The sequence below is a fragment of the Pseudomonas sp. PDM17 genome (genome assembly GCF_014851985.1).
GTDB lineage: Bacteria > Pseudomonadota > Gammaproteobacteria > Pseudomonadales > Pseudomonadaceae > Pseudomonas.
The window spans coordinates 297,632-322,985 of the sequence record NZ_JACVAT010000006.1 but is presented as its reverse complement, the minus strand read 5'-3'; the positions used below and the strand labels follow the sequence as shown (position 1 = coordinate 322,985).

Genomic DNA, 25,354 nt, shown 5'->3' with positions numbered 1-25,354 from the left:
GGCACTCAATCGGAGGGAGCAACTCATTCCACGATCCTGCCGAAGAGGTTCTGGAACATGACCTGGTCCCGCCCGTCCGTGAGGTCATACAGCGAGTAGTCGTGATTGAGCCTTGCGCCGCCGTCGCGGGTCAGTGGGTCCCAGGTCAGGTTGGCACGGCGCATGGTGGAACTGCTCATCAGTTCATCGAAGGGGATCGACACGTACATGCCCTTGTCGAAACTGCCTTCCCCGTAGGCTTCCTTGTCGGCGGTCGTCAGCGTGACCCAGGCGCCGAAGCGCACGCCGTTGCTGAACTGGCGGGACATATCGAGGGTGCCGCCCCAGTCGCGCGCCAGGTAGCGGCCGGCGCTGACGGTGGCCAGGATGTCCTGGAAACCGGTCTGCCAGTAGAGGGTGACGAAGCCAGTCGCCACCTGATAGTCGCGCAGACCGAAATGCTGGTCGAACTCGCGTTGGCGCACCAGATCGAGGTTGGCGCCCAGTGCCCAGTCTTCACCCAACGGCCGGTACAGCAGTTCGCCACCGACACCAGCGAACATGCTTTCCAGGTAGCCGCCGTAGACCATGGCGTAGAGATCCTGGTCGAGCCGTGCGGTCTTATTCAGCTGGAAGCTTTGCAGCATGACGTTGGAGGTCGTCATGTATTGGCGAATGTCGGTGCGTACGCGCGGCAGGTTGCTGGGAGCGTCGTAGGTGAAGTTGTCGAAGTTGTTGAACAGATTGACGCTGAGCAGGCCGTTCGCCCATAGGCTGGATGTGAAGCGGTACTCGCTGTCGAGGTCGGTGGTGATCTGATAGAGAAGAAAGTCGTTGGGACCGCCGATGCTCTGGTTATAGCCCAGGCCAACGTTGTAGGTGAGTGGGGCGGGTTTCTGCTGATAGAGCATCTGCTCCTGCTGTGGCAGTGGGGTGTTCTGCTCGGTAGTGCGGCGCAGGTCTTCCAGTGGTCGTTCCTGGTTGGCCACATCCTCGAACATCCGGCGCGGTACGCTGGTTTCGACGACAGGCTGGCCGTAGCGCGTATCGACGACGGTGAACCATCGGACGTCGTCGCTGGTGCTGTTGTCGAGAATACGCGCCGCACGCCCGACCGCTTCGGGCGTGTAGAGGTAGCGGGTCTGTTCGCCGTAGACCACGACTTCGCGGTTCTTCCGGGTAATGCGATCCACCTTGTAACCGGCGTTTGCTTCCAGACGGCGGGAGACGTCGGCCCAGTCAGTCGCTTCGGTTGGTTTCTGACCAACCCGCTGTATCAAGGCTTCGGGAGCGGGATCGTTCACCTTAGCCGGCGCGGTACGGGTGGTGAAGTTGGTGTGCAGGGTAATGCCGAACATAGCAGTGTTGCCGCGCTCGAACGCAGCAGTCAGGTCGATAGCATCGGTGGCCTTGAAGACCATGCCGATGTTGAAGGGCGAGCTCTGCTTCTGGTTGTCGTCCAGCGGTTCATGCTGATAGTCGTTGCCGTCGTACTCGAGCTTGAAGGACAGCGGCTTCCAGGGCGTCTGCCAGTGGATGCCGCCGAAGAGAGCGGGGCGGCCGCGGAAGTAGGAATTCGAATTTACCGAGCCCGCGGAATCGACCGTGCCCGTTGGCGCGGGGCGGCTCCTGAATCGGTCGTCAATCCAGCCCAGTGGATTATTCAACTCGCCACGGTTCCCTATGTAGCCCCAGGCTAGTCCCAGGCTGAAATCCAGATCGCCGACGCGTTTGCTGCCGACCAAATATTCACTGGAGAACAGCCCCGTTCCGCCGATGTCCCTGCCACCCAAAGCTATTTCCGGTGCCCAGCGATTTTCCTGAAGCAGACGGAATTTGACGTCGAAGGCCTTGTCCTTGTAGCTCTGGTCGCCACTGAAGTCGTTCGCGCCGTACTGGCGGTTGCTGATCGACGTATAGCGGAAAGTGCCCTCCATCCAATCGAAAGGTTGCAGCGAGAAGCTGTAGCGCGAGTACGGATCGGTACGGTTGGCGTTGATGCTGATTTCGCCTGCTGGCGCCATGCGCGCGGTCGGCGTCTGTAGCAGGCCTACTCCGCCGAAATCGTTCTGGGTGTAGCGTGGCTCGGCACCTGCCAGGCTCGCGCCCGCCAGCAGCAGGCAGAGTCCGTGACGGCAGTTCATGGCAACTCCATGGATAACGGCTGAGTAGCGATGAACCTGGCCAGTTCACTGTTCAGGTCAGCGGCGATCGCATCCACTCGTGTGGCATCCAGGGGGATCAGCAGGATGGCGCCAGGGGCTGGAGGAGCGGTTTCCTCGCGATTCCACAGAGCTCTGCCCAGGCGGGAAACCTGCCCGTCGGGCTGGATCAGATAGAGGTAGTCCGGGTCGGCCTCCGCCAGGGCGGGGCACTGTTGCGCATACCGGTAGGCCTGTTGCAGCGGGGCGAATGGGAGTTTGCAGTCGTTCGACACCGCGCCGGTGACACGAATGCTGTCCGGCCGCGGCGGGAATATCAGTCGGTCGCCGCCCTGAAGCTTGGGGGAGTGCAGGGCGTTCAGTTCGACAGCCAAGGGATCGAGCCGGTACAAGCGTCGTCCGGTGATCGGAAGTCGGCTCACCTGCTCATTCAGTCGCTGGGCTGCGGCGGCAAGCCCTGGCTCGTTCTGAAGCATTGCGAGACGTTCGATCTGGATCAGGTCGAACAGGACGCCTGCCTTCAGGCGTTGTTGGCCCTGCTTCAAGCTGTCGCTTTGCCAGGACGCGCCAAGCCAGTAGCCCAGCGGGTCGACGCGCAACTGGCTTATCAGATCGCCCAGGCGCAGGCCTTCAGCAATTTCCTTTTCCCCGGGAGCGGGCACCGCCCCCAGCACTTCTATGCGGGTACTGGCAAGCAGCGTGTTGCCGAGAACAAGACCCAGCAGCAGACAGCCGATTGGCGCAAGCTTCATGGTTGCCCCCGCAGTGGCCGCAGCTGGGTGAGGGTGACGCTCAGGATTGGCGTGACCTGCTGGCGGCTCTGCATGACGAAGCCGTCTTGCGGGTCGACCCAGTAGTGGTTGGTCGAAGACATGCCCGCGATCGGAGATTTCAGGACTTCATCGATGCGCAGCAGGGTGTAGTCCCGCTCGAGGATGCGGACCGTCTCGATGCCGGCTGGGTGGAAAGCCCCGCTGAGGGGGATGTCGAACTGCATGCTCGAAGCGAGGTCGATCCAGCGATGACTCGGCTGCCCGTCTGCAACGCGCTGCAACTCACGAGGGAAGGGCGAGCCCGCGGCCAAACGTGTCCCCAGGAGATCATTCGGGAAACCGAGAGTGCGTACGATGACGCCATCCTCCAGTAGCAATAGCTGGTTGGAGTTGGCCCGCCAGTACTGCAGCTTGCCCTGCACGCGCACCAGCGCCATCACCGCCGAGCCAAACTCGGTGGTGACCTGGATCTGGTAGTAGGGGAGGGAGTCGACCTGAGCCTGCGTGACTTCCAGACCAGCAGGGCGGTGCAGACTGGCGCCCAATGTATCGAGGGAGCCCTGCATCAATGGGTTGCAGGCGCTCACTGAAGCAGCCGATGCGGCGAGCATGATCAGACGAAGGGCAGTCATGGCGCCGGATCAGTTGTTGTTGAGGTTGCGCTGTACGGTTGAGCCGGTGCCGACCATGCCGGCGGAGGGCACCAGTTGGCTGATCAGCCGGTTCCAGCGGGTGACCCCTGCCGGGCCAACGTACACAACATCCTGAGGCCGCAGCTGGAACTGCTGGGCGAGGATGAACGCGGTCGGAGAGTTTGCGTCGAGCTGGAACACCGTGGCGCGCTCGGTTTCCAGGTTCTCCACGCCACGAATGACATAGACGGCCTTGCCGTTGGCGGTGGTCTGGTTCAGGCCGCCGACGCTGCCCAGAGCATCGGCCAGGTTCATCTCGCGGGTCTTGAAGGTCAGGGCGCGTGGTGCGTTGACCTCGCCCATCAGATAGACCTTCTTGCGGTCGTTGTAGGGCAGGTAGATGCGATCACCGTCCTTCAGGTACAGGTTGTACAGGTCTGAACCCAGTGCGGTATTGAGAGCATCCAGGTTCAGGCGATAAATCTGCTGGCTGCGCTGCAGCGTCAGCCCGGAGAGGTCCGCGTTGGCCGTGTCCAGTTCGGCGGCTCCGATTGCCTCCATCAATGTCAGGGGCGTTGCGGTAATGGGTTGCTGTCCTGCCTTCAAGAAAGCGCCATTGAGCACCACGCGCTGGCTGGCATAGCGCATCACGGCAATGTCGACCTGCGGTTGCTCGATGTAATCGGCCAGCGCCTCGCTGATGTGGTGGCGAACTTCCTCGATCGTCCGGCCTCCCACCTTGATCTGTCCAACATAGGGATAGAACAGCGTGCCGTCGGGGCGCACCAGGCGGCCGTTGGCGTCGATCTGCTGTTGCTGCCCGGCTGGCGAGGTCAGCTCCGGATGGTCCCACACGGTGATGTAGAGCAGGTCACCGGCACCTATTCGATAGCTTTCCGGCGCATAAGCCAGCAGTTCGGGTGGAACCTGCTCATGCTGCTGCGTTGCGGCCTCCACGATGAGCAGCTTCGGCGTGATCTGCACCAGTTGGATACGGCTGGATTCGGCCGAATCCTCCTGCATCAATCGCCCTGTAGCCAGATTCTGGCCAGGGGAAAACATGCACCCCTGAAGCACGAGGGCGGACAGGACAGCAACAGACAGTGAACGGATCATGGAAGGCTACACGGGAGAGATGAAGAGGATGACGCGGGAACCTTTCAGCGTCGGTATTCCTGGCTCGGGTGGGGGCGGTCAGGAGGCTGCGCAGGTTAGCAATGGGACTTGGAGGCGGATGTAGGAAAAGGATGGCGAGGTGCGACAGGGAATTCTTTAACTGAGGGCGCTTATGACTAGTAGGCGTTCTGGTGCACGAACCCCTTGAACAGGGTCAGGAAGACAATCTTCAGGTCCCACCAGAGTGACCAGTTATTGATGTAGGCGAGGTCGAACTCGACCCGCTTCTGCATCTTCTCCAGGGTATCCGTCTCGCCGCGCCAGCCGTTGACCTGGGCCCATCCGGTTATGCCCGGTTTGACTTTGTGGCGCAGCATGTAGCTGCTGATCTGCCCGCGATATTCCTCGTTGTGGGCTATCGCATGAGGGCGCGGGCCCACGATGGACATATCGCCCAAGAGCACGTTGATGAACTGCGGAAGCTCGTCCAGAGAGGTGCGGCGCAGGAAGGCTCCAACCGGGGTGATGCGGCTATCGTTGCGCGTCGCTTGAGTTACCGTTGCCCCGTTTTCCATCACCCGCATACTGCGGAACTTCCAGACTTCGATGGAGCAGCCGTCGATGCCGTAGCGCTTCTGCCTGAAGAGCACCGGTCCGGCCGAGGTGAGCTTCACCGCCGCAGAGATCAACAACATGGGGAGGGCAATCAGGCACAGAATGAGCGAGGAAAGTGCTATGTCTTCCAGGCGTTTCACCCACGCACCGACGCCGACCATGGGGCTGTCGAAGATGCTGATGGTGGGGATGCCATCGATGTTCTGCGTACGGGCGTGGAGCAGGTTGAAGATGAATACATCAGGGATGATATGCACAGACGCCGTTGTGTCGCTTAACTGCTGAACCAACCACTTAATGCGGGACTCACTACGCATCGGCAAGGTGATGTAGATCCTGTCCAGTTCACCTGAGCGTGCCCTTTCGACGAGATCTTCCAACACGCCTGATACAGGCAACTTCACTTTTCGATATCCGAGGCCGACTGGCTCCAACCGCGTGTCATCGTAAAAACCGACGAGTTCAAGTCCCATCCATGGCGCATTGGCAATACTGGATCCCAGGCGTTTCCCTAGCGTACCTGCGCCAGCGATGGCAACCGAGCGAGTATTGAAGCCGCGGCGACGCAGGGCGTGCAACGCAAGGCGCAGTAGAACGCGGTATCCACTAAGCCCTCCCAGCACGAGAGAAAACCACTGAAATTGGCCAGCGGCATCAAGGAGCGTGAACCTGGGGACGAGGTAATCGATCAAGACGACACCGGTGACGCTTATCGTCCAGACACTGCAAACCCTACGTAGTTCTGTCTGTGTTCTTTCTCCCCGCCATGAGGTATACAACTGGGCGAAGTCGCTGAGCAGATAGAAGATGACCAGGGATGACAAAGTAGCAATAGCCGAGGCGTAGTCCCACGGCGTGCCATTGGAAGTGAGCACGACAGTCATACCTAAGAAGATTACCATCAGGTCCAGTAGCCTCTGCAAAACTGAAATACTGGCCTGATGCGGGCGTAAAATTCCTCTATCTCGTCTGTTCATTATCAGATCCGAAATTTACTAATTAGGATTGAATGTCGAGTTCAATTGCGCGAAGCAGTCGGTCTCGATTGGTGCGGTCAATGACATCTGAATGAGAGCTTCGAGTGCCTATGAATCTTTTTAGAAAATCAATGGTTAACTCGGAAACGTCCCAGATTATCCGGCAGATATGCTCTTGCTCAAGCCATCTTGCTGTATCGGCCTGATGCGAGTTTCGATGCTCGTGGAGTAGATGGTTTCGCGGAACTATCAGCAGGGGGATATTTCGTTCCTTGGCGGACAGCAACGTCCCCATGCCGGCGTGCGATATAATAAGGTCGCAGTCTTTAAGTGCTAGATCGTATTCCTCTTCATCTAGAAATGACTTGGTCTGAATAGTATTGTAGGGCTCAGGGTCATTACCTACTTGCGCTGAAAAATAAAAGCTCGCTCCCTGAGGTGAGGAGGCTAGTTCATCGATACGTTTAATCAACCTGGGGAAGGGGAGTTGTGTTCCAACTGTCACAAAGATCTTCATAGTATTCGTCCGCTATAAAATACTAACTTCCCATCGCACAGGTGAGGCCATTGACTGTACGTTTTGCTGCAAATGTGCTTCGCAAGTCTTCCGGATAAGGAAAGTTTGGTGACGTTGGCGATCGAGTCAATCCAGATCGACTTTACTCCGAGAATTCTTGCAGCAAGGCAGACTGCCAAGCCTGGCAGGGCGCCAGTTGAAATTACGGCTGTAGTTGGAGTGTTGCTCTTCAGTATCCGGACACCATGGGCCAGTGTTCTAAGAAAGGCAAAGGGAGAGAATCCGGAAAAGTCAGGGATGAGATAGAAACTTCCGTCAGCTGAGTTCTTGCTGGATGTCGATATTCTTATTGTCGAGTAGTCCTTGCTAAGATTTTCCGTTATTTTTAACAGTTGAATCCAGTGGCCACCGTTGCTGGCGACTAAAGCTATCTTCTTCACGCTTGTGTTTCCATTTTGTGAGCGAGCACGAGCCCAGATAAAACAAACCTATTCCCAGCGAGTAGGGCGAGAAACCTTCCTCTTGAAAGATGCTGTTTGCGAGTACGCAGATAACAAAGAGTGAAATCATTCGTTCCGACGTGTCTCTTGATGTGATTCCAGCAGTGGCAAGCGATAAGTAGAATAGGTAGATTAAAATTGAGAAGATTCCGAACTGCCCGATCAGAACTCCCAGCCCTGTATCGCTGAACCCTACTTCGTCGCTGCCGCTAGCAATGGAGCTCTGAACGCCCGCTGAGCCAAGGCCTCGTCCGAACAGGACGCTGGGTAGTTGTCCGATAGCCCAAAGAAGCTTCACCATATGTGGATTGCCTGAAGATAGCCCCAAGGAAAAGGTTGTGGCCACGTATGTTGTGAGTAGAAGAATGAGTGAAGTTATGAATATGCGGTTTTCATGCTTCCCTTTATGCGGGATCCAGTAGAGGAGCACGCAGATGAACCAAGTCAGTAATGGTCCTTTGGTCCCCAGGATAGCTATTCCTAACATCAAGACTATTGGAGTTATTACCTTGCCTTTCGAGATCAGGAGAAGTGAGCAGAATGAGAGGAGATAACCAAGGGAGATCGGATGTAGCAACGTGCCCAAGGGTCTCAGCATGCTTATGTTCTTGAGGAGTTCAGAATTGAATAGATATCGTGTATTTCGTTGTACCAACTGCTCAGCAGACAAGGGGAATGGCAAGCCAAGCTTTAAGGAGATGTACTGGTGTGCGCCGGTTATCTCGTAGACAAGATCTGGGAAGGATACTTCGAATGCTATGAATATTACTGAAATTACCCCAAATGATACGAAGGTCTGGAATATATCATATTTTTTAACGCCAAGGCTGATGGTGATTCGCCCCGTCAGATAGAGAGCCAGCGGATAGAGAAGCATCCTTAGGCTGATGGTTGCTGATGATATATCTACTTTGAGTAGTGCGGTCGCATAGCAGAAAAATATTGAAAGGATGTATAGTAAAAATCTTTTTGAAGGAATTAGTAGCTTGGGGCGAGCGGCAGAAAGGTAGATGAGTGCGGTTACGCACAGAATGAAATCCAGGCCTTGGTTTATTGTGAGTGATATTTTGGTGAGTTCGTTATCGAAATGGTAGGACAGAGAAGATGTAAGTATGTTCTTGAATAACAGTAGTCCGATCAGGAGAAATATAAGGAGTGGTTTATAGTTTCTGTCTAGGGTGCTGATGAGCAGAGCTGCCAGTAAAGTAGCAAGTCCAAGGCGAAAGTCAAAGAACGAGAAGAATATGATGAATGTCGCCGAGACAAAACTGAGCAGGAGTTTTGAGTTGCGCATTAATAATATTGTTTGGCTGCTGTAGCGTGAGCGTCGGCGAGGTGGGTGCAGATAGTCTTGCTAGGGAAGATTTTCGTGCTCGAGTGTTCGCGGTGCATGACCTCTATATCCGGAGCATAGAGGGTCTTTAGTTTGCTTTCTTGGACTTTGTGGCCGAGGTAGTTCTCTTCGCAAAACAGGAAGTTGCTCATCGATAGAGAAACTTTTCTGCTGAAGAAGGTTCTCGTAAATATAACAAATGATCCGTGGCCGGCGTAAATATCCCTAGGTGAAGTGGATGTCGCCCTGATGCGCCCGGTACTGAGTGATTTTCTAACTTTGCTCATTAGTAATCGGTAGATTCCAGTTGCTAAAGATGACTTGAAAAGTATGGAGAAAAATATAACTTTTATTCTTGGTGGCTTTTTGGAGAGATAAGGGTTTTGTTCATGGCCACTTAGCTTTGAAACAATCCTTGGTGCAATGATGGCATAGGTGTCAGATTTTTTTGGGGCGAGGCTTGTCGATAATTTATTTGAGTCAAATTCGATGTCGGGATTGCTCAGGCAGATGAAATCGTAGTCTTCGACTGCAATGTCGTCATGTGTTAAGGCGTAACGAAATCCGCCCAAGTATCCAAGGTTCTGGGCGCATGAGGAGAAAAGGATGTTGATGTTCAGGTTTAGTCTCTTGGCGGCTTCTTGGAATATTTTCTTGTTTTCGCTAGTGCAGATTTTTGAATCGTTATCATGAAATATCAGGGTGGTGTTTTCTTGATTGGGAAAGTTTGAGAAATTTTCAAGAAATAACACTGAGTCCTCAATGGAGTTAAAGTTTACCAGGCAAATAAGAATGCGCGGGTGATTATTCATGGCTATTCGCTTGTATGTAGTTTTTCAAGGTGGCCTCAATCAATTTCTTTTGTTCCGTAAGTTCAGCTTTTCCTGTGATTTTGTGGCCAGTTGACGTGAGGCCCAGGAACGCATCCGAGAAATCGAGTGAGGCAACGGATTTGAAGTCGTTTTCCAACATCCAGGTTTCGAGGAATGAGCCCAGTTTCCTGACTTTTCTAGTATTGATTCCACAAACTTTAACTCCATAAGAGTAGGCAGTTATGGCTCCGTGAAGACTGGTTCCTATATATCCTTTGGACATTGCCAGTGACGCCATGATGTCGAGGATGTGTGGACTGTTCTGGAAATAGACGCTTGGGTTCTTTTCACGTATACGTTTGAATATTTCAAATAAGACAATATGGTCTTCATGCCCGGTGGCTCTGCCAATTGGAAGCAGAAGAATTGCTTTTCCCGACGTTTCCTGGATGAAAATTAACTGTCGGACGATGTTGTCTATTTCCGATTGGATATAACGCTTTGCGGCCTGAAATACGAAGTAGTTATCTTCCGGGAAAAGCTGTGACTTCTCTATTTTGGATTTCCAGTTGCGCTCTTTCAGTTCTCTCAAGTCGAAGTGGTTTGACATGATCAGTGCCGTGTCAGGTATTAGCTTGCAGTTGACTCCGGCGCTTATTAGGTTGGATTGTGTTAACTTGTCGCGTACAGTAACCTCGTCGGACTGCTTGAGGTCGCACGCAATTTTTAGGAGTTGGTGTTTGTTCCTAGGGTTGGAGAAATTTGCCCCACCGACGGCTGTGTAGAAAATTTTTGCCGAGGTTGCAGATCGTGGGATTATGTAGGGGAAATCGTTTTTTTGGCCTGTAATGCGTTGGATTATCTTGTTCGAAAGCTTAGTTCCAATGGCAAGTTTTAATGCCCTGAGGGTGTTGTAGGTTGTACTGCTTGAGATGTGTCCTGTCATTGTAATCCAGTCGGTCGGCAACACCTCGCCGCCACTGATTATTATTCGGTCTTCTGCTTCTTGTTGTGATGATAAAAGGCTTCGTATGGAACTGTTGCTGACGCCGCCATACTGTTCTGAAGAATACTCTCGCACGGAGTAGTAGCGTACTTCAGCGCTTGGGCATGACCGCCTAATAAATCGGGTATGTATGATCGGGAAGAGGATGTCGCCGTAGTTATGCCTGTCAAAGGCGCCTAGGATGTGGTAGGTGGTCATTTTTGAAGTGGTCCTGTGGGGTTGCCTATTGGCCAGATAATATTTTTCTTTATTTTTCTGAGGCGCATCAGGTCTCTATCTGTCCAATCCAGAAGAATATTGACTGTTAAGGCGCATACTAAGGTGGAGGCTGCAGCTCCGGATAATCCAAAGCTCGGGATTAGAACGAGGTTCAGCATGACTTTCAGCAGGGCGCCTATGCCTGATCGTATTACTATCTTCTTCTCCATGTGCTCAATGCTCAAGTAGCGAGCCGTAACGGAACCAATGGCAGTAAATACGGATGCCGCCATCAGAAACTTGAATGGCATCGCGGCGTTTGAGTATTCATTCCCAAAAGCCAGTTTGATTATGGAGTCGGCGAACAGGATGGAAATGGCTGAAATACAGATGCTTCCCCAGGTAACTACCCTGAAAAGTTGAGTAAGTCGTTTTGTGTATTTTTCAGGATCTCCTGTTTTAAGTCTTGTAATTGCCGGTATCAAAGAGATGCTTAGTGCAAAAGGAAAAACTACCCATGCCTCATATAACTTGGCTGCGCTTGAGTAAACTCCCAATGCGTCGAGCCCCATAAGTCCACGGATCATGAATTGATCGATTCGCGTGTACAAAAGTGCAGCGATTGAGGCGAGGACCATAGGTAGGGAACTGCGCAGTAACCTATTTGCGGTTTCCTTGCTGAAGCAGGAAAGCAATCTCAGGCTTGAGGAGTTTCGGAAGAGGATGAGCAAAAAAGCGGAGAGTAGCGCCTGGTCAAAGAGAATTGACAAAATAAAGAAGTGGGTGGGAGTTTTCCAGTGTATCAGGGCTAATTTTATTGCTGAAGATATTAATAGGGTAAGGGTCTTGCAGATTGTTGATGTTCGTGTTTTAAGTTGTGATTGGTTATAAAAGTCTATGATGGAGAGTGAGGATAGTATGGGTGCCAATGATATTGTAAGAATGAAAATTTTGAGTTCTTTAGAGTCCTCGAGAAGATATAGTGCAGTTGTTGATAGCGCGCAAATCAGTGTTCCTGAGCACAGTACAAGAATATAGGCGGTGCTCAGCAGGGAGTCTTTTTGGTTGGGGGTTGATACTAGTTCTCTTACTAGGATTGAGTCCATTCCGAGACGCGACAACGTAATGCAGATCGTTGCGATGGAAAGGCAGTAGTTATATATCCCAAAGTCATTCGGTCCAAGATAGCGGGCTGTGTAGATTCCGACCAGTATTCCTGCCAGAAGCCTGAGAACTTGATCCAGTAGTGCCCAGGCCGAGTTGGATATCAATGTGGTAGTTAGCCGGGTTCTCATTATGGTGTGATGCCTACTGAACGGAGTGCGGCGCGTTATTTTCTTCCTATGGATACATATGAGATTCCAAGTTTTTCTAGTTCTGTTTTGCAGTAAATATTTCTGCCGTCAAATATTGCTGGAGTCGACAGCTTGCTTGTTATCTTCTCAAAGTCCGGTGCTTTGAATTCGGGCCACTCTGTGATGACTATGAGTGCATCTGCCCCTTTCAGGGTTGCGTATTTGTCTTCGCAAAGTACTAGGTTTTTATCGTCTCGGTAAATTCGGCGGGCCTCGTTCATTGCTTCAGGATCATAAGCTCGTACGGAGGCGCCTGCTGCCCAGAGTGCCTCGATAAGAATACGACTTGGCGCTTCGCGCATGTCATCTGTGTTGGGTTTGAAAGAGAGCCCCCATAGCGCAAATGTTCGGCCGCTTATTTGGCCGTTAAAGAATTCGTGTATTTTTCTGAAGACTACTTTTTTCTGTTCTTTGTTTCTTTTTTCAACCGACTTAAGTATGCCGGCGTCAAAGTCCAGTGATTCGGCAGTGCGAATCAGGGCTTGTACATCCTTCGGGAAACAGGAACCTCCATAGCCGGCGCCTGGGTAAATAAACTGGTAGCCGATTCTCGGGTCAGATCCTATTCCGTGCCTTACCATCTCGATATCAGCACCGAGTAGTTCAGAAAGCCCTGCAATTTCGTTCATGAAACTGATTTTTGTGGCCAGTAGGCAGTTGGCTGCATATTTAGTCAGTTCTGCACTGCGCACATCCATGGCGACTATCTTTTCATGGTTTCGATTGAAGGGGGCGTAGAGTTCCCGCATTATCGATTCTGACGCCGAGCAGGATGTGCCGATAACGATGCGGTCCGGGCGCATGCAGTCCGTAACGGCAGAGCCCTCTTTCAGGAATTCCGGGTTGGAAATCACATCGAAATCAAGATTGTGCTTCTCTCGCCGGTTGAGCTCTGCCTGAACGACCTGCCTGACTTTGTCCGCCGTTCCTACGGGGACCGTCGACTTGTTTACGATAATCTTCGACGTTGACATGTGGCTTGCGATGTTTTTCGCAACAGCTAGCACATATTTAAGGTCAGCAGATCCATCCTCATCCGGCGGTGTTCCAACGGCAATGAACTGGATGCCACCGTGATCTACACCTTCCTGTTGGTTTGCGGTGAATTTGAGGTTGCCTTTTTGGAAGTTATTCTTTACGAGGCATTCCAAGCCGGGTTCGTAGATTGGAATATGTCCTTCTTTCAAATCACTTACTTTGCTTTCATCGATGTCCACACAGAGCACATCATGGCCTACCTCTGCCAGTACCGCTCCCTGAACAAGACCAACATAGCCTACCCCATATATGGTTACTTTCATTTGCTGTCTCTTGATATCGGTGAATAATTTTAAAGTGAGTAAGTACGCTGGATCGCTGGCTTGATCTGGAAGTGGCCAGACATCGTTTAGGCACGCTGCCGCCCTGGGATTCTTTACGTTTAATTCCCGAGACGTAGACATAGGATGGGTGTGGCTTGGCAGTGAGGGTTTTGGTCAGCTGGCTTTGGTGATAGCCCTGGTCGGAACACTTATTTGAAATTCTTGCTGTAGCAATTTCAGGAGCAGTAGCACTCTGTCTGTTCCGTCGCGGGCCAGGAATATAGCTTCTAGCCAGTGTTCATCACCCCAGAGGATCTGAACCTTATCTCCTTCTTGTATGGACGACTCGGAAGCCTTATCTATGTGGCGTAGCCGTTCGACAACCCTTTCTGGAACTGCCAGTGGCTTTGTGCCAAAGCGCACAATATGACTGACGCCACGTGTCGATCGGATGGGCATCCAGTTGTCGTGTAGCGTATCCAGTTCAATGAATAAATAACCGGGAAACAGGGGCTCCTCCTGGACTTGCCATTGCCCTTTTCTTAGATATTCAACTCTATGCTTCGGCAGCACACAGTTATAATCCTGGCTCTGCAGATGTTCCAGAGCGCGGAAGTCTTGCCTGGGTTTGCATTGCACCAGGTACCAGCGCTTATCAGGCTTCGCATCCATCTTGATCTCCGCGGGGCATTGATCCTGCGATACCAGTCAGTTCTTGTCTGAAAGGTATTCATACTGATAGGAACTGTTTACCCCGTTCCGGTAGTAGTCCGTTGCTCGCCTTTCGACGCCATTGAATATCGCCCCCTTCAGTTCGATTCCATTCTGCTCGAAACGGCGAGCGGTCAATTCGATCTCTCTGCGGGCGTTCTGACCGAAGCGGATTACGATCAGGCTCGTACCTGCCTGGCGGCCCACGATGGCCGCATCGGTAACCGCCAGAAGGGGAGGGGTATCCAGAATGACCAGGTCATACTGGTTGCTGGCGCTCTCCAACAGGTCAGTGAAGTTTGGGTGCATCAGCAGTTCGGATGGGTTGGGTGGAATCTGCCCCCGGGTGATGACACTGAGGTTTTCCACTTTCGTTGCTTGAACGGCATCATCGAACTCGCACCTTCGAATCAGCAGATCGGAAAGCCCCGGTTGCTCTCTAACTCCCATAACCTTGTGCAGATAGCCTTTGCGCATGTCGACATCAATCAAAAGTACTTTCTGCCCGGCTTGGGCAATGATTGCGGCCAGGTTGGCACAGATGAATGACTTGCCTATCGAGGGGCTGGGACCGGAGATCATCAGGCGGTTGTCGCCCGACTCCAGCATGGCGAAGTGGAGACTCGTGCGCAGGCTGCGTAAAGACTCCACGGCGAGATCGGTTGGGTGGTCTATCGCAAGCAGCGGGGCGGGATTGAAGGATCCGTTATGTTTCTTGTTCTCTTTGTTTCGCTGGCGTTCTTCCGACTGCTGAAGTGCGCTGTAGGGAATCGAGGCATACACCGGGAGTCCGAGCTGTTCAATCGCTTCCGGATTCTCGATGCCACGGTTCAATGCCCTGCGCAGCAGCACGAGAGCAATGGCGACAAACAGGCCGAGCAATGTCGCGATAGCGACAATCAACATCTTCTTGGGCTTCACCGGCAGGGTGACGTCGACATCGGCCGAATCGATGATGCGTACGTTGCCGACAGCGCCGGCCCGCATGACATCGAGCTCCTGGGCCTTGTTCAGCATTTGCGTATAGATGGCGGTGCTTACTTGCACGTCGCGGGTCAGGCGCAGAAGGTCTTGCTGGGTTTCTGGCAGGGCCTCTACGCGTTTGGCGAGCTCGGATTGCTTGCTGGTCAACTCGCCAATCTGCCGCATCAGTGCCTGATAGGCCGGATGCTGGCGGGTGAACTTGTGGTCCATTTCAGCTTGCTGGAGCTTCAGTTGGGAGATGTTGGTGTCCAGCGCGACTATCTGGTCCAGCAGAGCCTTTGTTTCCAGGCTGATGTCCGCTGATTTGGCGCGGGCCTGATAACCGCTCAGGGCGTTTTCCGACAGCTCCAGGTCATGCCGTACTTCCGGCAGCTGGCCACGCAGGAAGTCAAGACTGGAGGCGGCCTCGGCGGAGGCGCGTTCAACGTTCTGCAGCACGTACTGTTGGCTGATGGCATTGAGGACGGCGAGCGCCTGAGCCGGCTTTTCGTCATCCACTGACAAGGTGAGGATGCCAGACTCCTTGCCTGTCTCGCTGACATTGAGAGCCTGTTGATAATCGAGAGTGGCGCTCAGGCGACGCTCACGGACGACCGTGAACCGCGTTCCGGGGTTCGCGTTCAGTGCTTCGACCTGCAGCTTGACGCCATTGTGCTCGGCGAGCTGGCCGACTTGCCCCTCAACGAGGGTGTTGTCGTCATCATCGAACAGGGTGAATCTGCCCTTTTTGCCTGCGATGAGTTTCAGGTTCTTCTCGAGTAGCGCGTCGGGAACTTCGAGCTGAAAGATCTTCAAGGTCTCCCCGCCCCAGGCAAAGTGGCTCATGCCCAGCAGAGACGTGGCCACGTCACCTTCATGCTCCGGGGTGTAGCGGCGCTGCAGGAAGTTGCCGATCACCGGAAATAGCGACGGCTGGATATCGATATCCAGCTTGAGCGCGTCCACGGCTTTTCCGATCACGCTGCGCGAGGTCAGGAGTTGGATCTCGGTGACTGCCTGAGACTGCGCGCCCAGCAAGTCACTCATGTCCGCTGAGAGTCCAGGAATACCCGGCTTCTTCTGCTCTACCTGGATGGTCGCGGTAGCGCGGTAGATCGGTGCGCTGAGCACGGCATAGGCAGCGCCCACGAGCATGAAGCCGGCCGTGATGCCTGCGATCAGCCACTTGTGATCGATCAGGGTGCCGAACAGGGCGAGCAGGTCGATTTCATCGTCATCGCTGACGGCCGGCGGAAGGGCGGGCGCTTGAGGGTATTGCATGAGAGGCTTCTTGAAGTAGTCAGCGTTGAGGTTGGAGGCGGCGGGACCAGGCATCAGCGCCTTCCTCGATCAGGGAGTACGCATGCTCGAAGGCTGCCGGACACTGGCGGTAGGGATCGGGGATCTCCCGCTCGCTCTGCCATTTACCCAAGAGGAAGGTCTTACCGCGTGATGCCGGTGAAAGCCGGATGACGTCCTGCAGTTGCCGGCGCTCCATGACCAGCACGAGGTCGGAAGCCTTTAGGATTTGCGGCGTCAGTTGCCGTGCCTGATGTTCAGAGGGCTGCTGGTCATGTCGCTGCAGGGTCTCGAGAGCGTTGCGCTCGAACGGGTGACCCACCACAGCGGTAAGGCCAGCAGAGCTGACACGGATGCCAGTACCGGCGAGATTGCGCTGAAGCAGATGTTCAGCTGTCGGGCTGCGGCAGATATTTCCTGCGCAGATAACCAGTACGTTCTTGAACACGCTGACCACCGCTGCGTTGATTGATCGCTACCTATGGGCCGCGAAAATTAAGCCGCGCGTCAGAACGATTCAATGCGTGTTCCCCCCCGTTTGAGGGCTTTAGGAATTCTCTGAGGAGGCTTAAAGGGAATCCCTTCAAATCGCAGGTGAGGGCGGACAATTCTGGTGGCGCAATGCCGCTGCCGTTTGTTGTCCGCGGGATCAATTTCTGCTGGTGGAAGGCGCAGCGAAGAGGCACGAAACAACGGAAAGGCATGCTCCTGCCAGAGGCAGAAGGTCTGGAGGGAGCCTCCGTCGGGCAGAGGGGCCTGGCCTACCCCCAGGGGCAGGCCTCGCGTTCAGCCGGCCGCGAGCTGATTGACGGGATGTTGCGGAGTGAAGCGGGAGTAGAGGTGTTCCAGCGAAGACTGCAGCTGTTCGCCAGAGTGCAGGCGCTGAATGCTCTGGCTATTTCGCGCCAGCTCAGCCAGAGCGGTCGGGTCGCCTTTGGCGAAGGCAATGACCTGTCGTTGTGCCTCCGACAGGTCCTGGGCGGTAGACAGGCCTTCGGCGACGAAGGGGCCGATGCGGCGGAGTGCAATGGGGAGGTCGAGCTTCGCCGCTTCGAGCACCGAGATAGGGAAGCCATCCCAGGCAGCAGTGTGGAAGTACAGGTCGAGCCCTTTCATATGTGCGATGACCTCGCCGCGTGTGCGCCACCCGGTCACTTCGATACCGGCTTGAACCATCTCCGTCATGGCCTGGGCATCCCCGCCACCGATCCATTTGAAGTGCGCAATGTCTGCACAGCTTTGCGCCAGCGCCCGGAAGTACTCATGGCCCTTCTGCCGGCTGATACGCCCAACCATGCCGATCACGGGCTTGCTGGTGAGGCTGCGTACGGCAGGCACTTCCGGCAGGTCGTCGCAGACATTCACCAGTCCCAGGGTGTGCGTCGGTTCGATCAGCTCCCCGGCGATGCGCTGTTCGTCCAGGCCGCAGCCTGCAATCACCGCCGTCCGCTTCGCCAGCAGCGATTCGATGGCCCGATAGGCCTTGAGCATCATTGGATGGTCGCCGCGCAGGAAGGCAAAGCCGTGGGGGGTGTAGACGATCTTCTGTGCGGGGATGAAGGGCAGGGCGCGGATCAGCGCACCGGCATAGGTGCTGTGCAGATGGATGACATCCGGCTGCACACGATCGACGTACGGTTTCACCCGGGCGAGGCTGGAAAGACGGCGGGGCACCAGCTCCATGTGCTTGAACAGGCCCTGACTTTCCTCTCCGGTGGTGTCGCCCTTGCGCACCGAGGCCAGCAGATAGTGCTCATGCTGCTGGGAGTTGAGGATGTAGGAGTTGATGGCCGAGGTGACGCCGCCACCGAAAGACTCGGTGATGTGCAGGATCTTCATAAAGCGATGTAGGCCCCTGGAAAATTACTTGTCGTAACTGGGAGACCAAACAGCTGAATATGGTCTTGCTGGGCTAGAGCGTAGCCTTTTTCATCATGTTTTTGTAAGGTTTTCTGACGCTTTTGTCGGGCCGGCAATGAGTCGTCAAATTACCGGCGAACCCGCAGTCGATCGCCCCAAGGAGCGACCGCAGATTCGATCAGCGAGTACGCGCGCTCGAAGGCATCCGGGCCTTTGCGGTAGGGGTCCGGAATCTCCTGGTCGGTCTGCCACTTGCCCAGCAGGAATGTCTTGCCGCGAGCCTCGGGGGCCAGGCGGATAACGCTCTGGATCTGCGATTGCTCCATCACCAGGACGAGGTTGGCCTCGTGGACCAGTTCGGCGGTGAGCTGGCGGGCGCGATGCGGCTGGGGATGGTGGCCGTGGCGGCGAAGGATGGCGAGGGCGGTGTTGTCGATGGAGTGGCCGACCAGCGCGCTGAGCCCGGCGGAGGCCACGGCGATGTCGCTGCCCTGCAGGGATTCGCGCAGCAGGTGTTCGGCGATGGGGCTGCGGCAGATGTTGCCGACGCAGACGATCAGAATCCTGTTGAACACGAAGGAGCGTCCCTGACCGCGACCGATGGTAGATCGTCAGAAATCTAACGGTCGCGGTGTAGGGGCGTCAAGCCGCCGGCAGGGAGGGCGGATCAGCCCTGGCCGGCCGCTGGCGGCTCGGCCGGGGCGCTGTCTTCCTGGGGCGGGCGCTCGAGGGCGACCTGGCGGATGGACAGTCGGATCTCCGCCGGCAGCACGCGCTTGGCGGCACCTTCGGCCAGTTCGCCGAGCAGCTCGTGGTAGCTCAGCTTGCCGTGTTCGTCCTTGCGCAGCACGCCTTCGTCCAGCAGGGTCTGGATGAAGTGGCGGAACAGGCTCTTGTCGAAGAACTCCGGGGCATTGAGGCCGTGGAGGACCGACAGGCGCTGAGCCATCACGGTGCAGAGATTTTCCAGTTCCTCGGCGGTGAGCTGCTTCTGCCCGGCGTTGAGTACCAGCGAGATGGACATGTAGAAGCGCTGCAGGGTCTGTGCGATGGCGCGGGCCAGCAGGGTCAGCAGCACGTACTGGCGCGAGCTGGGCGGCGGTCGGATGAAAGTGTCGTTCTCCTGCTTGAGCAGTTCGCTGGCGACCATGGCCTGCAGCCACTGATCGACCACTGCGTCCAGCTCATCCAGGCTCCAGCGGATGAACAGTTCTGCCTGCAGGTACGGGTACAGCGCGCGGGTGTAGCGCAGCAGCTGCTCGCGGCTGATCCGCCCGCTGTTCTGGAAGAAGCTGGCGATCAGCGCCGGCAGGGCGAAGATGTGCAGCACGTTGTTGCGGTAGTACGTCATCAGCACCGCGTTCTGCTCGTCGAGGTAGCAGATGCGGCCGAGCGCGTCCTTCTGCTCGCTGAGCAGGTTCATGCTCTTCACGTACTCAATCAGCTGGTGGCCGTCGCCCTCGGGCAGCGTGGCGCTGGGCGAGTAGGGCACCTTGCGCAGCAGGTCGAGGTAGAGGTCGATCACCCGAGCCAGGGCGGTTTCGTCCAGGGCCAGGCGGGTGGTGGAGAGCAGCGCCAGGGCGACCAGGTTCACCGGGTTGATCGCCGCAGCGTCGTTGAGATGACGGGCGACGTCGCGAGCCAGGTGGTTGGTGGTTTCCGACAGCCACGCCGGGCGGTATTCCGGGCCCAGGTCCTGCTGACGCCAGTCAGGCTGCTGCTGGTCGAGGAAGTCGTCGAGGTGGATCGGCTCGCCGAAGTTCACCCAGACCTGGCCGAAGCGCTGTTTCAGCGCGCCGATGACCTTGAAGATGTCGAAGATAGACTCCTTCTTCTTCGTCGCGCCGCGCAGTTCGCCCAGGTAGGTTCGGCCTTCGAGCACGCGCTCGTAGCCGATGTACACGGGGACGAAGACGATGGGCCGGCGCGAGTCGCGCAGGAAGCTGCGCAGGGTGATCGCCAGCATCCCGGTGCGCGGGTGCAGCATGCGCCCGGTGCGGGAGCGGCCGCCTTCGACGAAGTACTCGGTGGAGAAACCGCGGCTGAACAGCGTGTGCAGGTATTCGTTGAACACCGCGGTGTACAACTGGTTGCCCTTGAAGCTGCGGCGCATGAAGAAGGCACCGCCACGACGCAGGATCGAGCCCACCACCGGCATGTTGAGGTTGATGCCGGCGGCGATGTGCGGCGGGGTCAGGCCGTTGCGGAACAACAGGTAGGACAGCAGCAGGTAGTCGATGTGGCTGCGGTGGCAGGGCACGTAGACGATCTCGTGGCCCTGGGCGACTTCCTGCACGCGCTCGATGTGGTTGACCTTCACGCCCTCGTAGAGCTTGTTCCAGAACCAGGTCAGGGTCACTTCAAGGAAGCGGATCACCGGGTAGGAAACATCGGCGGCGATCTCGTTGGCGTAGCGCAGGGCGGCGGCCTCGGCCTTGTCCTGGGAGATCTTCTGGGTCTCGCATTCTTCCTGGATTGCCTGGCGCACCAGCGGCGCGCGCAGCAGGCCCTTGACCAGGGTGCGGCGGTGGGAGAGGTCCGGGCCGATTACTGCGGTCTTCTGGTTGCGGAAGTGCACGCGCAGGATGCGCTGGACCATGCGCAGGGTGCGCTCGTGGCCCTTGTTTTGTTCTACCAGCTCGCGCAGGTGGATGGGCGCGGAGAACTGTACGCGGGTCTTGCGGCCGAGGATGAGGATACGTGCCAGTTTGCGCAGGCGGCCGGTGACGGCCCAGTTGTCGGCGAACAGCAGCTTCCAGGCGCTCTTCTCGCTGTCCGGGGATTGGCCCCAGAACACGCTGACCGGAACGATCTGCGCGTCGTCGATGCCGTTCTGGCCGATGGCGCCGAGCATGCGCACCAGCGCTGGCGGCGCGCCGCGCTTGTCCTGGCGGCCGAGCCAGTCGGGCTCGGGCGTCAGGTAGAAGAAGGCCGCCGGCTCGATGGATTCACCCACTGCCACCGGCATCACCGGACGCGGCAGGCCGGCCTTGCGGCACTCGGTATCGACCACGGCAAGGTCGGTCACCGAGGGCTGCTGCAGGACGTAGAGGACCGGTTTGCTGCGGTCGATCTTCAGGCTGAAGGCCGACTGGTTGATGGTTTCCGAGCGCACCCAGAGGTACAGCAGGCGGCGCAGTGCACCAAAACCGAAGCGGCGGAACGGGTAACGAGGCATACAGGCCCTATGGCTGGCGTAGGTAAAACGAGCGATTGCTCAGGCCGGCTAGTTTGCCGGATTAGGCCCCCGCCAGCAAAGTCACGAGCGCTTGGTCGGCGCGGGCGGACACCCCGTGGACTGCGGCTATCCTGCCATTTAGGGGATGACATTCTATGGAGGTTCCGCGATGCGTACGTTCACCTGGGGATGCCTGCTCGCCTTGTCGGTTGTGCTGCCCGTCGCGGCCCAGACCGTTGTCCCGCTCAAGGGCCAGAGCAGCCAGCAGATGCAGCAGGACATGACTGAGTGCAACAGCGTCGCCGCCAACGCGGCGAGCAGCGCCACCACCAGTTCCGACCCGAATGTCGGCGGCCGGGTTCGCGGCGCAGCAAGGGGAGCGGCGGCCGGCGCCGTGGCGGCGGAAGTGCGTGGGCAGCGGCATGATGAGGTTTACGATCGCGCCAGTGACGATGCCAAGCAGCAGTACCGGCAGAACCGCGCTGGCGACGTGGCTGCGGCGGGTGCCGTCGTGGGCGCTTCGCGCCAGCGCCAGGACCGCCGGGAGGATCGCCGCACCCAGAGTGAGGCGCAGAACACTGCCAGTGCCAGCGCCTACAGCGGTTGTCTGCAGGGGCGGGGCTATCAGGTCAGCCCCTGAGCGTGCGAGTCCTGTGATGGTGCACGACTGACGGCACATGAGTGCGGCCAGGGGAGTATTCCATGGCCGTTATTCATCAGGTGCAATGGATTGGCGGACTGCCAATTCAGCAGATAAATGATTGGGCATATTGCCGCGGCAGAAACTGCAGGGCGCACTCCGACTGCGTCTGAAAGACTTTTCCGGAGATCGTTGAAAATGCATCAACGGGAACGAAACTACCCGCCGTAAATGCGCCAAAGTGCGAAAGGGTCCACGTTCGAAACACTTTCGTTACGCAGGGTAACGAGCACCAAAATGGCTCTGCAGGCCCCGAAAAATGGCACTTTGGCCTGATTGGTCATAGGCTCGGGAAGCTGATGAAAAAGTGCTTTTCAGCTGTAACTTTTGATTTATATACTCGGGAGCGCTGTCGCCCTTGGGCGTTATTCGAATTACCTTCCTACGTGCCTTTCGGCGCGGGTCGGATGATAAGGAAAGCGTTCAGCCGGCGACTGCCGAAGTCCTCATTCCCGGGGGCCATCCAAAAATAATAGGCAAGTTGGAGAGTGTGGTAATGGCTGATCGTGAGGTCGGAACCGTCAAGTGGTTCAATGACGCCAAAGGTTATGGATTCATTCAACGCGATAGCGGTCCGGACGTTTTCGTTCACTACCGTGCCATTCGTGGCGATGGTCACCGCTCCCTGGTCGAAGGCCAGAAAGTGGAGTTCTCGGTGATCCAGGGTCAGAAAGGCCTCCAGGCAGAAGACGTGTCGAAGGTCTGAGCCCCCGAAATCAAAGGCCCGTCCAATGGACGGGCCTTTGATTTTCACACTCTGCCAGCGGCGGTTTCAGCCCGTGCGCCAGGTAATCTCTTCGACGCCCGCGGCGGTCACTTTCAGCCAGCGGTCGGCGTCTTCCTCGCCCTGATCCTCGCTCCAGCTGCCCGGTGCGCAGCGCACCTCCACTTCCAGAGCGGCGCAGGCATCGCGAGCGCAGGCGACATCGTCATCCCATGGGGTCTTGTCGCTGTCCAGGAACAGGCTGTTCCACTTGCCCACGGCCTTGGGCAGCCAGGTGGCGGGAATGCTGCCGGCGGTGCACTTGAGGGTCTCGCCCTGGGCGCGCCATTCGGAGCAGGGGCCAAGGGCCTTCTCCAGCCAGGCGCCGACGGCGGCCTGGTCGGCATCCTTGATGTAGATCTCGATATCCGGTTGGCGCATGGCGTCCTCGTCAGGGTTCTTGGCGTTGCAGCCAATCGTAGCGTACCGCGACCGTCACCTCGAAGGGCTCGGCAAGGATGCGCTCGCGTCGCTCGGGGTTGACCCGCCAGCCGTGGGGCGTCATCGCCAGCAGGTGCTCGCGGGCTTCGCGGGTGTGCAGCGGCAGCTTGAAGCTCAGTTGTTCGCTGTGCGCCAGTTTCAGCTCTTCGGGTAGGTCGGCGAGGTGCTTGTCCTCGACGTACTCGCGAACTTCGTCGTACAGGCGCTGGCGCAGTTCCAGCAGGTGATCGCGCGCTGGGCCCAGGCGCAGCACGCCTCCGCCGGGAGTGAGCAGGCGAGCGGCTTCCTTCCAGTCAATCGGACTGAACACGCTGGCCAGCAGTTGGCAGGAAGCATCGGCCAGCGGTACGCGGGCCATGCTGGCGACCATCCAGGTCAGCTGCGGAGCGCGCTTGCAGGCGCGTTTGACAGCCTCGCGGGAGATATCCAGCGCATAGCCGTCGGCCTGCGACAGGGCTTCACCCAGCTGGGCGGTGTAGTAACCCTCGCCGCAACCGATATCCAGCCAGCGCCCCGGAGCGCGCTCAGCGGCCAGTTCTGCCAGGCGTCTGGCCAGCGGGGCATAGTGGCCGGCACCGAGGAAGTGCCGGCGCGCCTCGACCATGGCGGCGTTGTCGCCTGGATCGAGGCTCTTCTTGTGCTGCACCGGCAGCAGGTTCAGGTAACCCTGGCGGGCTCGGTCGAAGCGATGGCCAGCGGAGCAGGCGACACCGTTGTCGACCTCGGTCAGCGCCTCGCGGCACAGCGGGCAGATCAGCATCCTTTCTTCCCTTGCGGCGGCGGCACCAGCGGCTGCGGCAAGTCATTACGCAGCACGGTGGGCAGGGAACGGCGGCGCTGGGCGATCTGGTACACGCGCAGGGAATAACGACGCTCGGCGGCTGGCGCGGGCGGTGGGGTGTCGGGCTGTACGGCGCCCAGGCAGAAGCCTTTGTTCGGTCCACTCATGCCAGCAGTCGCACCAGGGTCTGGTAATAGATTTCGGTCAGTACATCGAGGTCGCTGGCCAGCACGCGTTCGTCCACCTGGTGGATGGTGGCGTTCACCGGGCCGAGCTCGACCACCTGGGTCCCCATGGTGGCAATGAAGCGGCCATCGGAGGTGCCGCCGGAGGTCGACGGCGTGGTCTCGCGGCCGGTGACCGCGCGGATCGCCGCCGCCACGCCATCGAGCAGCTCACCCGGCTGGGTGAGGAACGGCAGGCCGGACAGCGCCCAGTCGATGTGCCAGTCCAGGCCGTGCTTGTCGAGGATCGTCGCGACGCGTTGCTGCAGGCCTTCGACGGTGGATTCGGTGGAGAAGCGGAAGTTGAAGATCACCTTCAGCTCGCCGGGGATCACGTTGGTCGCGCCGGTGCCGCCATTGATGTTGGAGATCTGGAAGCTGGTCGGCGGGAAGTAGTCGTTTCCGTTGTCCCAGTGCTCGGCGGCCAGCTCGGCGAGGGCCGGGGCGGCGAGGTGGATCGGGTTCTTCGCCAGGTGCGGGTAGGCCACGTGGCCCTGCTTGCCGCGCACGCTGAGGGTGGCGCCGAGGGAGCCGCGACGGCCGTTCTTGACGATGTCACCGACCAGGGTGGTGCTCGACGGTTCGCCGACGATGCACCAGTCCAGCCGCTCGTTACGGGCCTTAAGGCGCTCGACCACGGCCTTGGTGCCGTGATGGGCCGGGCCTTCCTCGTCGCTGGTGATCAGGTAGGCGATGCTGCCGCGGTGGTCTGGGTGGTCGGCGACGAAGCGCTCGGTGGCGATGATCATCGACGCCAGGCTGCCTTTCATGTCGGCCGCACCACGGCCGCAGAGCATGCCGTCGGCGTCGATCAGGGCGTCGAACGGCTGGTGCTGCCAGGCCTGCTCGGGGCCGGTGGGGACTACGTCGGTGTGGCCGGCGAAGCACAGCACGGGGCCGTTGGCGCCGTCGCGACCCTGGCGCAGGGCCCAGAAGTTATCCACCTCTTCGATGCGCATGGGCTCCAGGGCGAAGCCGCAGGCATCCAGGCGCTGCATCATCATCTGCTGGCAGTCGGCATCGACCGGTGTGACGGAGGGACGGCGAATCAGCTCGCAGGCGAGGGCCAGTGTCGGCGAGAGGGGCATTGAGGGCATCCTGGGGGTGGAACGGAAAAAGGCGCCCATCTTAAAGCAAAAACGCCGGCGCATGGCCGGC

At 57.3% G+C, this 25,354-nt stretch carries 24 protein-coding genes; 2 read left to right on the top strand and 22 right to left on the bottom strand.

Features of this window, described 5'->3' with window-relative positions:
• Window positions 1–23 precede the first annotated feature (23 nt).
• The 18 genes from IB256_RS22600 to plsB all read right to left on the bottom strand — a co-directional run bounded on the left by IB256_RS22600 (window position 24) and on the right by plsB (window position 21,287).
• Entirely contained in the window at window positions 24–2,123 is a 2,100-nt protein-coding gene (locus IB256_RS22600; protein ID WP_192289408.1) for a YjbH domain-containing protein, read from the bottom strand.
• Window positions 2,120–2,893 carry a capsule biosynthesis GfcC family protein gene (locus IB256_RS22595; RefSeq protein ID WP_192289406.1) on the bottom strand — a complete coding sequence of 258 codons (774 nt, stop codon included), beginning with the start codon at window positions 2,891–2,893 and terminating at the stop codon, window positions 2,120–2,122. The genes IB256_RS22600 and IB256_RS22595 overlap by 4 nt, the downstream gene beginning before the upstream one ends.
• A complete protein-coding gene (locus IB256_RS22590) occupies window positions 2,890–3,546 on the bottom strand; it encodes a YjbF family lipoprotein (RefSeq protein ID WP_192289404.1) in 657 nt (218 codons plus the stop codon). Before IB256_RS22590 ends, IB256_RS22595 begins: the two co-directional genes overlap by 4 nt.
• Before the next feature lie 9 nt (window positions 3,547–3,555).
• On the bottom strand, window positions 3,556–4,662 hold the full coding sequence (locus tag IB256_RS22585) for a polysaccharide biosynthesis/export family protein (RefSeq protein ID WP_192289402.1): 1,107 nt from the start codon (window positions 4,660–4,662) through the stop codon (window positions 3,556–3,558).
• Window positions 4,663–4,838: 176 nt separating this feature from the next.
• Window positions 4,839–6,254: an undecaprenyl-phosphate glucose phosphotransferase gene (locus IB256_RS22580; RefSeq protein WP_192289400.1), complete on the bottom strand. Its 1,416-nt coding sequence runs from the start codon at window positions 6,252–6,254 to the stop codon at window positions 4,839–4,841.
• 22 nt (window positions 6,255–6,276) lie between these two features.
• Complete coding sequence (locus IB256_RS22575; RefSeq protein ID WP_192404131.1) at window positions 6,277–6,771, bottom strand: glycosyltransferase; 495 nt, start codon at window positions 6,769–6,771, stop codon at window positions 6,277–6,279.
• Window positions 6,768–7,211, bottom strand: coding sequence for an oligosaccharide biosynthesis protein Alg14 (locus IB256_RS31030; RefSeq protein ID WP_192289396.1), 444 nt, complete (start codon window positions 7,209–7,211; stop codon window positions 6,768–6,770). The genes IB256_RS22575 and IB256_RS31030 overlap by 4 nt, the downstream gene beginning before the upstream one ends.
• Window positions 7,138–8,565: a hypothetical protein gene (locus IB256_RS22565; protein WP_192404128.1), complete on the bottom strand. Its 1,428-nt coding sequence runs from the start codon at window positions 8,563–8,565 to the stop codon at window positions 7,138–7,140. The genes IB256_RS31030 and IB256_RS22565 overlap by 74 nt, the downstream gene beginning before the upstream one ends.
• A complete protein-coding gene (locus IB256_RS22560) occupies window positions 8,565–9,416 on the bottom strand; it encodes a glycosyltransferase family 2 protein (protein ID WP_192404126.1) in 852 nt (283 codons plus the stop codon). Before IB256_RS22560 ends, IB256_RS22565 begins: the two co-directional genes overlap by 1 nt.
• The gene (locus IB256_RS22555) at window positions 9,409–10,620 is read right to left on the bottom strand and encodes a polysaccharide pyruvyl transferase family protein (protein ID WP_192404124.1); all 1,212 of its coding nucleotides are present in this window, start codon (window positions 10,618–10,620) and stop codon (window positions 9,409–9,411) included. The genes IB256_RS22560 and IB256_RS22555 overlap by 8 nt, the downstream gene beginning before the upstream one ends.
• Complete coding sequence (locus IB256_RS22550) at window positions 10,617–11,915, bottom strand: flippase (RefSeq protein WP_192404122.1); 1,299 nt, start codon at window positions 11,913–11,915, stop codon at window positions 10,617–10,619. Before IB256_RS22550 ends, IB256_RS22555 begins: the two co-directional genes overlap by 4 nt.
• Window positions 11,916–11,950: 35 nt before the next feature.
• Window positions 11,951–13,276: a UDP-glucose dehydrogenase family protein gene (locus IB256_RS22545; RefSeq protein WP_192404120.1), complete on the bottom strand. Its 1,326-nt coding sequence runs from the start codon at window positions 13,274–13,276 to the stop codon at window positions 11,951–11,953.
• 174 nt (window positions 13,277–13,450) lie between these two features.
• Entirely contained in the window at window positions 13,451–13,948 is a 498-nt protein-coding gene (gene rfaH, locus IB256_RS22540) for a transcription/translation regulatory transformer protein RfaH (protein ID WP_192404117.1), read from the bottom strand.
• A 36-nt stretch (window positions 13,949–13,984) separates the two neighbouring features.
• Window positions 13,985–16,231 carry a polysaccharide biosynthesis tyrosine autokinase gene (locus IB256_RS22535; RefSeq protein ID WP_192404299.1) on the bottom strand — a complete coding sequence of 749 codons (2,247 nt, stop codon included), beginning with the start codon at window positions 16,229–16,231 and terminating at the stop codon, window positions 13,985–13,987.
• 19 nt (window positions 16,232–16,250) lie between these two features.
• Window positions 16,251–16,697 carry a low molecular weight protein-tyrosine-phosphatase gene (locus IB256_RS22530; RefSeq protein ID WP_192289383.1) on the bottom strand — a complete coding sequence of 149 codons (447 nt, stop codon included), beginning with the start codon at window positions 16,695–16,697 and terminating at the stop codon, window positions 16,251–16,253.
• 338 nt (window positions 16,698–17,035) lie between these two features.
• On the bottom strand, window positions 17,036–18,088 hold the full coding sequence (locus IB256_RS22525; RefSeq protein WP_192289381.1) for a glycosyltransferase family 4 protein: 1,053 nt from the start codon (window positions 18,086–18,088) through the stop codon (window positions 17,036–17,038).
• A gap of 149 nt (window positions 18,089–18,237) precedes the next feature.
• Window positions 18,238–18,684: a low molecular weight protein-tyrosine-phosphatase gene (locus IB256_RS22520; RefSeq protein ID WP_192404115.1), complete on the bottom strand. Its 447-nt coding sequence runs from the start codon at window positions 18,682–18,684 to the stop codon at window positions 18,238–18,240.
• Between the two features lie 92 nt (window positions 18,685–18,776).
• The gene (gene plsB, locus IB256_RS22515) at window positions 18,777–21,287 is read right to left on the bottom strand and encodes a glycerol-3-phosphate 1-O-acyltransferase PlsB (protein ID WP_192404113.1); all 2,511 of its coding nucleotides are present in this window, start codon (window positions 21,285–21,287) and stop codon (window positions 18,777–18,779) included.
• A 169-nt stretch (window positions 21,288–21,456) separates the two neighbouring features.
• Between plsB and IB256_RS22510 the strand changes: the two genes are divergently transcribed.
• A complete protein-coding gene (locus IB256_RS22510; protein ID WP_192289375.1) occupies window positions 21,457–21,927 on the top strand; it encodes a YMGG-like glycine zipper-containing protein in 471 nt (156 codons plus the stop codon).
• A 556-nt stretch (window positions 21,928–22,483) separates the two neighbouring features.
• Window positions 22,484–22,693, top strand: coding sequence for a cold-shock protein (locus tag IB256_RS22505; RefSeq protein WP_045209986.1), 210 nt, complete (start codon window positions 22,484–22,486; stop codon window positions 22,691–22,693).
• 66 nt (window positions 22,694–22,759) lie between these two features.
• Here IB256_RS22505 and IB256_RS22500 read toward each other — a convergent pair whose 3' ends face one another.
• From IB256_RS22500 to dapE, 4 genes are read right to left on the bottom strand one after another with little or no spacing between them, the layout of a single operon-like run.
• Complete coding sequence (locus IB256_RS22500) at window positions 22,760–23,131, bottom strand: hypothetical protein (RefSeq protein WP_192289373.1); 372 nt, start codon at window positions 23,129–23,131, stop codon at window positions 22,760–22,762.
• Between the two features lie 10 nt (window positions 23,132–23,141).
• Window positions 23,142–23,951, bottom strand: coding sequence for a putative RNA methyltransferase (locus IB256_RS22495; protein ID WP_192404111.1), 810 nt, complete (start codon window positions 23,949–23,951; stop codon window positions 23,142–23,144).
• The gene (locus IB256_RS22490) at window positions 23,945–24,139 is read right to left on the bottom strand and encodes a hypothetical protein (protein WP_081517874.1); all 195 of its coding nucleotides are present in this window, start codon (window positions 24,137–24,139) and stop codon (window positions 23,945–23,947) included. Before IB256_RS22490 ends, IB256_RS22495 begins: the two co-directional genes overlap by 7 nt.
• A complete protein-coding gene (gene dapE, locus IB256_RS22485) occupies window positions 24,136–25,293 on the bottom strand; it encodes a succinyl-diaminopimelate desuccinylase (protein WP_192289369.1) in 1,158 nt (385 codons plus the stop codon). Before dapE ends, IB256_RS22490 begins: the two co-directional genes overlap by 4 nt.
• Window positions 25,294–25,354 lie beyond the last annotated feature (61 nt).

Bases quoted from the DNA above. Each gene is read 5' to 3' on its own strand.
- IB256_RS22580 (WP_192289400.1), bottom strand. From the start codon at position 6,254: ATGAACAGACGAGATAGAGGAATTTTACGCCCGCATCAGGCCAGTATT.
- plsB (WP_192404113.1), bottom strand. From the start codon at position 21,287: ATGCCTCGTTACCCGTTCCGCCGCTTCGGTTTTGGTGCACTGCGCCGC.
- IB256_RS22550 (WP_192404122.1), bottom strand. From the start codon at position 11,915: ATGAGAACCCGGCTAACTACCACATTGATATCCAACTCGGCCTGGGCA.
- IB256_RS22535 (WP_192404299.1), bottom strand. From the start codon at position 16,231: ATGCAATACCCTCAAGCGCCCGCCCTTCCGCCGGCCGTCAGCGATGAC.
- IB256_RS22490 (WP_081517874.1), bottom strand. From the start codon at position 24,139: ATGAGTGGACCGAACAAAGGCTTCTGCCTGGGCGCCGTACAGCCCGAC.
- dapE (WP_192289369.1), bottom strand. From the start codon at position 25,293: ATGCCCTCAATGCCCCTCTCGCCGACACTGGCCCTCGCCTGCGAGCTG.
- IB256_RS22565 (WP_192404128.1), bottom strand. From the start codon at position 8,565: ATGCGCAACTCAAAACTCCTGCTCAGTTTTGTCTCGGCGACATTCATC.
- IB256_RS22505 (WP_045209986.1), top strand. From the start codon at position 22,484: ATGGCTGATCGTGAGGTCGGAACCGTCAAGTGGTTCAATGACGCCAAA.
- IB256_RS22590 (WP_192289404.1), bottom strand. From the start codon at position 3,546: ATGACTGCCCTTCGTCTGATCATGCTCGCCGCATCGGCTGCTTCAGTG.
- IB256_RS22595 (WP_192289406.1), bottom strand. From the start codon at position 2,893: ATGAAGCTTGCGCCAATCGGCTGTCTGCTGCTGGGTCTTGTTCTCGGC.
- IB256_RS22510 (WP_192289375.1), top strand. From the start codon at position 21,457: ATGCGTACGTTCACCTGGGGATGCCTGCTCGCCTTGTCGGTTGTGCTG.
- IB256_RS22500 (WP_192289373.1), bottom strand. From the start codon at position 23,131: ATGCGCCAACCGGATATCGAGATCTACATCAAGGATGCCGACCAGGCC.
- IB256_RS22525 (WP_192289381.1), bottom strand. From the start codon at position 18,088: ATGAAGATCCTGCACATCACCGAGTCTTTCGGTGGCGGCGTCACCTCG.
- IB256_RS22560 (WP_192404126.1), bottom strand. From the start codon at position 9,416: ATGAATAATCACCCGCGCATTCTTATTTGCCTGGTAAACTTTAACTCC.
- IB256_RS22600 (WP_192289408.1), bottom strand. From the start codon at position 2,123: ATGAACTGCCGTCACGGACTCTGCCTGCTGCTGGCGGGCGCGAGCCTG.
- IB256_RS22555 (WP_192404124.1), bottom strand. From the start codon at position 10,620: ATGACCACCTACCACATCCTAGGCGCCTTTGACAGGCATAACTACGGC.
- IB256_RS22575 (WP_192404131.1), bottom strand. From the start codon at position 6,771: ATGAAGATCTTTGTGACAGTTGGAACACAACTCCCCTTCCCCAGGTTG.
- IB256_RS22585 (WP_192289402.1), bottom strand. From the start codon at position 4,662: ATGATCCGTTCACTGTCTGTTGCTGTCCTGTCCGCCCTCGTGCTTCAG.
- IB256_RS22495 (WP_192404111.1), bottom strand. From the start codon at position 23,951: ATGCTGATCTGCCCGCTGTGCCGCGAGGCGCTGACCGAGGTCGACAAC.
- rfaH (WP_192404117.1), bottom strand. From the start codon at position 13,948: ATGGATGCGAAGCCTGATAAGCGCTGGTACCTGGTGCAATGCAAACCC.
- IB256_RS22545 (WP_192404120.1), bottom strand. From the start codon at position 13,276: ATGAAAGTAACCATATATGGGGTAGGCTATGTTGGTCTTGTTCAGGGA.